Source organism: Flavobacterium sp., assembly GCF_049318325.1.
In the GTDB taxonomy this organism is placed as follows: domain Bacteria; phylum Bacteroidota; class Bacteroidia; order Flavobacteriales; family Flavobacteriaceae; genus Flavobacterium.
On sequence record NZ_JBMOGQ010000178.1, the window covers coordinates 1 to 3,985 of the forward strand.

The window sequence follows — 3,985 nt, forward strand, 5'->3', positions numbered from 1 at the left end:
TGCAAAAAACAGCACTATTATTGAAATAAAGTAAAATCGTTTCATAATTATTTATTTAAGGTTTATTCAATTCACTATATTTTTTATTATAAATATTGTAAGCATTTTGTCCAAAACAAACAATTTTTACCAATTCAATCATTTTGTTTTCTTTTAAGAAAGTTGATATTTCGTTTAAAGCAATTTCTGATGCTTTATCAATTGGAAAACCGTAAATTCCTGTGCTTATTGATGGAAAAGCAATAGTCTTAATATTATTTTCTACTGCAAGTTTTAAACAATTTTTGTAACAATTTGCTAATAATTCATTTTCATTATTTTGACCGCCATTCCAAATAGGGCCGACAGTATGAATTATATATTTGGCTGGTAATTTATAACCTTTTGTTATTTTGGCTTGTCCCGTTTCGCAACCATTTAATGTTCTACATTCAGTGAGTAATTCGTTACCCGCGGCATTGTGTATCGCTCCGTCAACACCACCGCCTCCTAGAAGTGCGTTGTTTGCTGCATTTACAATTGCATCAACATTTTGTTTTGTAATGTCATCTATTATAATTTCTATTCTTGTTTCCATTTTTAGTTTATTCAATTATTGTGCTGTCAACCCTAACAATACGCTTATTGTTTATGTTTTTTGAATAAGTGTGCTTAATCCAAGAGTTGCCAAGTGAATCATTCCATCTTTCTTGATATAATCCTTTAACAAAAGTTAATTTGTTTTTTTTATATTGTAAAGTATCCCAATATTCTTCTGGATATCCTGCTCTGTAATGAAATATTATAAACTTACCTGCGATATCAATTTCTAGTCCGAGTACTTCGGATAATTCCTTATTAAAATAATATTTACCGTTTTCTGGAGAATAATTCCATATCCAATAAGCACAACCTCCCGAACCACAATTATATAAAACAGAGATGTCTTTATAACCATCGAAATTCCAATCAACAAGTCTAAATTCTTTTTTCTCAATATCCTTATTAGCAATTATTTCTTGAACTTTAATAGCATCCGAATAGACCAATATTGATTTAAGTATATATCCTGTTGAATCTAAATTAAACTTATAACTTAATTTAGGACGATCTTCAATTGCTTTAGTCCAAATCGAGTCACCTTCCACGAAATAATCCAATAGATACTCACGTTGAGTAATTTTTGATGTATCAATTTCAACCGCTTTTAAATTATATTTCTTGTCTGCATTCTTCGAATTGCAAGAACAAAATGTTAAATAAATTAGTATGTATAATATGATTTTTTTCACTTTATAGTGTTGCTATTATTTATATATTTTTAATTTAATTTATAAATTATTATGAACCATTTTTAAGCTCATCAAACTTAGCTTTCATGGTTGGATTTCCATTAGTTAATTTTTTAATGGTTAAATCCTCTGCTTTGTTATTGGCTAATCGCAGGTTGTTGACTGATGCTAGAAGAGCATCTTTTGTCTTTTGTAGATGGTCCATTGTTTTGTCTATTTCATCAATTGCCGTTTTAAACTGTCTACTTGCCAGGTCATAATTCTTGGCAAAGCCCTCTTTGAATTTAGTGATGTTGTCTTCAAAGTTGGTAATGTCAATATTTTGATTTCTTATATGGTTCAGTTCTTTTTTGTATTGCATTGAGTTCATTGATGCGTTACGAAGTAACGTAATAATAGGAATAAAGAATTGAGGTCTTACCACGTACATTTTTTTGAATTTATGCGATACATCTACAATTCCAGTGTTGTAATATTCACTTTCTGCTTCTAATAATGTAACTAGAACTGCATATTCACATTTTTTATCATTTCTATCCTTATCCAATTCTTTAAAGAAATCTTCATTTTTTTTCTTTGAAGCGGTAGCATCCGATTCATTTTTCATTTCAAACATGATGGAAATGATTTCATTTCCATGTTCATCATGTTCTTTATAGATAAAATCACCTTTGCTTCCGCCACTTGAATCATTGTCTTTTTCAAAGTGGGCGTTTTGAAAGGCGGTGGCTCTTAGTTTGTTAAATTCAGTTTCACAATGCTGTTCTAGAGTCTCCCCAACCATTTTTGTTGAAAGCTTCAGCTTCATGTCTTTACGCAAAGCAATTTCTTCATCTTTCATTTTGATGATTTCATCCTTTGTCTTTAGCTCTGTAGAAAATTGTTGTTTCAAGGTACTTTCCAAATTTGCTTTTTCAAGTTCTTTATTCTTAACTTCATTGGCAAATGCATCACGTTCTTTTTCAATCTTCTGAACTGCCTCTGTTACAGAAAGTTTTTTCTCAAGTTCAGCACTATCTAATTTAGATTGGATTTGAGCAATCTCAGCTTCTTTAGTTGCTAGCTTTTCGGAAAGCTCTCTATCTTTTTTTGCGATATCTTCTTGCAATCTATTTTTTAGAGTTGCTTCTGCTAATTTTACTGCACTTTCCTTTTCTTTCTCGGCTAGAGTAAGACGATTTTCCAGTTCTTCTTGAAACTGATGGTCTCTTACTTGTTTTACTATATCAGCAAAACCTGCTTCATCTACTTTGAATGCTTTTTTACAATTGGGACAGATGATTTCGTTCATGTGTTTTTAGTTTTATGATAACTATATATTTTAAAACTTTCTTTATAACTTCGAGGTAGAACTTTGAGGAATCCATTAAATTATAGTTCAAAAATCAAAAAAGCTCAACTATAAAAACGATTATGTATAATATAGCCATGAGTATAAAAAGACCTATAGCATACCCTAATATACCTCCAGAAAATCCTTCAAACGCACCCTTTAATCCACTTTTAATGGTATTATCAGTATTTTTATATTGTTTAATATTTCCTTCTAAAAAGTCATCGTTTCTATACCCATTGTTAAGTGCATTTAGATAACAAGTAGCTCTTTGTAAAATTCTTGCTCGCATTACAAGTTTAGAAGTGTTTTGACTCCAAAATTTTTTATTTTCTTCTCCATATTCATTTTTTAACTCCAATATACATTTTTCAACACTTTCTTTTGGAAATTTTATTATCAACCCCGAATTGATTCTGTCAACGTAATTATTGGTAATTACTCGTAGTGGTTTGTCATTATATGAACTCATGGAAGTTATTCTTCTAGTAAAAATAAACGAAAAGAGCCCACTAAAAAAACTTCTTAAGGTAGTGTTAGCCTCACCTTTGAAACAAATAACATAGCCACGCTTACCTTCATCGTTAGAAATAAATTTTTTAAAAAATTCTGAATTTAAATCACCTGAATTTTCCATTTTATATCGTTATTTTAATTATACAAAACGTTCCGCCGCTTGGCGAGGTTGCGACTTCGTAACTGTTAATTTTCCACTAAGATAAAATTTCTTGCGAAATGTGAACGTGAATTTACCACAAAATTCGCATTCTTGCCAAATTGCTGTTACCAGCAGTTTTATATCTTTGAAATGTCGATAACTTTAATTCCAAATTTTCTAAAGCCGCGTAATTCACGCACAGTTTGTACTAAAGAATATTTAGCAATATTAGAATCACTTAATTCAATCTTATCAACAGGTTTATTTCCGATATATGAATAGTTATTATAAGCCATCACGAATTCAATAGCTATTTCGTCGTTAAGTATCTTGTCGTACAAAACTTGTACATCAATATTTTTACCATGTTTTTTGTTATACTTTTCCAAGGTTTTCACGAAAAAACTGCTTCCAACGTTATTGAATAAATCGTTATTTAATCTTTTTGCTGACAGAACAACTTGAATATAAAGATTTCTCATTTGTGTTGTAAAACCATTTTTTACATGTACAAAGTATAAAGTATCATTTTCATAAATTAAAATGTCACATAGTTTGAATGGAAGAAATTAAATGTTGAAGTAAATGATTATGATACCGAGGCAGATATTCAACTTTATGAGGAACTGTACGACTGATTAACAGTAAGTTAAAAAACACTTAATATTTTTTTTGTTAAAGAAAAGACATTACCTTTGTAACATGTTAATATTATTAGACATC

Annotated in this window: 5 protein-coding genes; all 5 read right to left on the reverse strand. The window is 29.8% G+C overall.

The genetic code is table 11. The features are described 5' to 3' along the window. Positions 1 to 55: 55 nt before the first annotated feature. The gene (locus ACOYLP_RS11250) at positions 56 to 577 is read right to left on the reverse strand and encodes an O-acetyl-ADP-ribose deacetylase (RefSeq protein WP_422856265.1); all 522 of its coding nucleotides are present in this window, start codon (positions 575 to 577) and stop codon (positions 56 to 58) included. Between the two features lie 7 nt (positions 578 to 584). Next, on the reverse strand, positions 585 to 1,271 hold the full coding sequence (locus ACOYLP_RS11255; RefSeq protein WP_422856266.1) for an XAC2610-related protein: 687 nt from the start codon (positions 1,269 to 1,271) through the stop codon (positions 585 to 587). Between the two features lie 49 nt (positions 1,272 to 1,320). Then, positions 1,321 to 2,562, reverse strand: a complete 1,242-nt coding sequence (locus ACOYLP_RS11260) for a DUF2130 domain-containing protein (RefSeq protein WP_422856267.1) — start codon at positions 2,560 to 2,562, stop codon at positions 1,321 to 1,323. Between the two features lie 94 nt (positions 2,563 to 2,656). After that, positions 2,657 to 3,241, reverse strand: coding sequence for a hypothetical protein (locus tag ACOYLP_RS11265; protein ID WP_422856268.1), 585 nt, complete (start codon positions 3,239 to 3,241; stop codon positions 2,657 to 2,659). Between the two features lie 158 nt (positions 3,242 to 3,399). Continuing rightward, positions 3,400 to 3,744, reverse strand: a complete 345-nt coding sequence (locus ACOYLP_RS11270; protein WP_422856269.1) for a hypothetical protein — start codon at positions 3,742 to 3,744, stop codon at positions 3,400 to 3,402. Between the last annotated feature and the right edge of the window lie 241 nt (positions 3,745 to 3,985).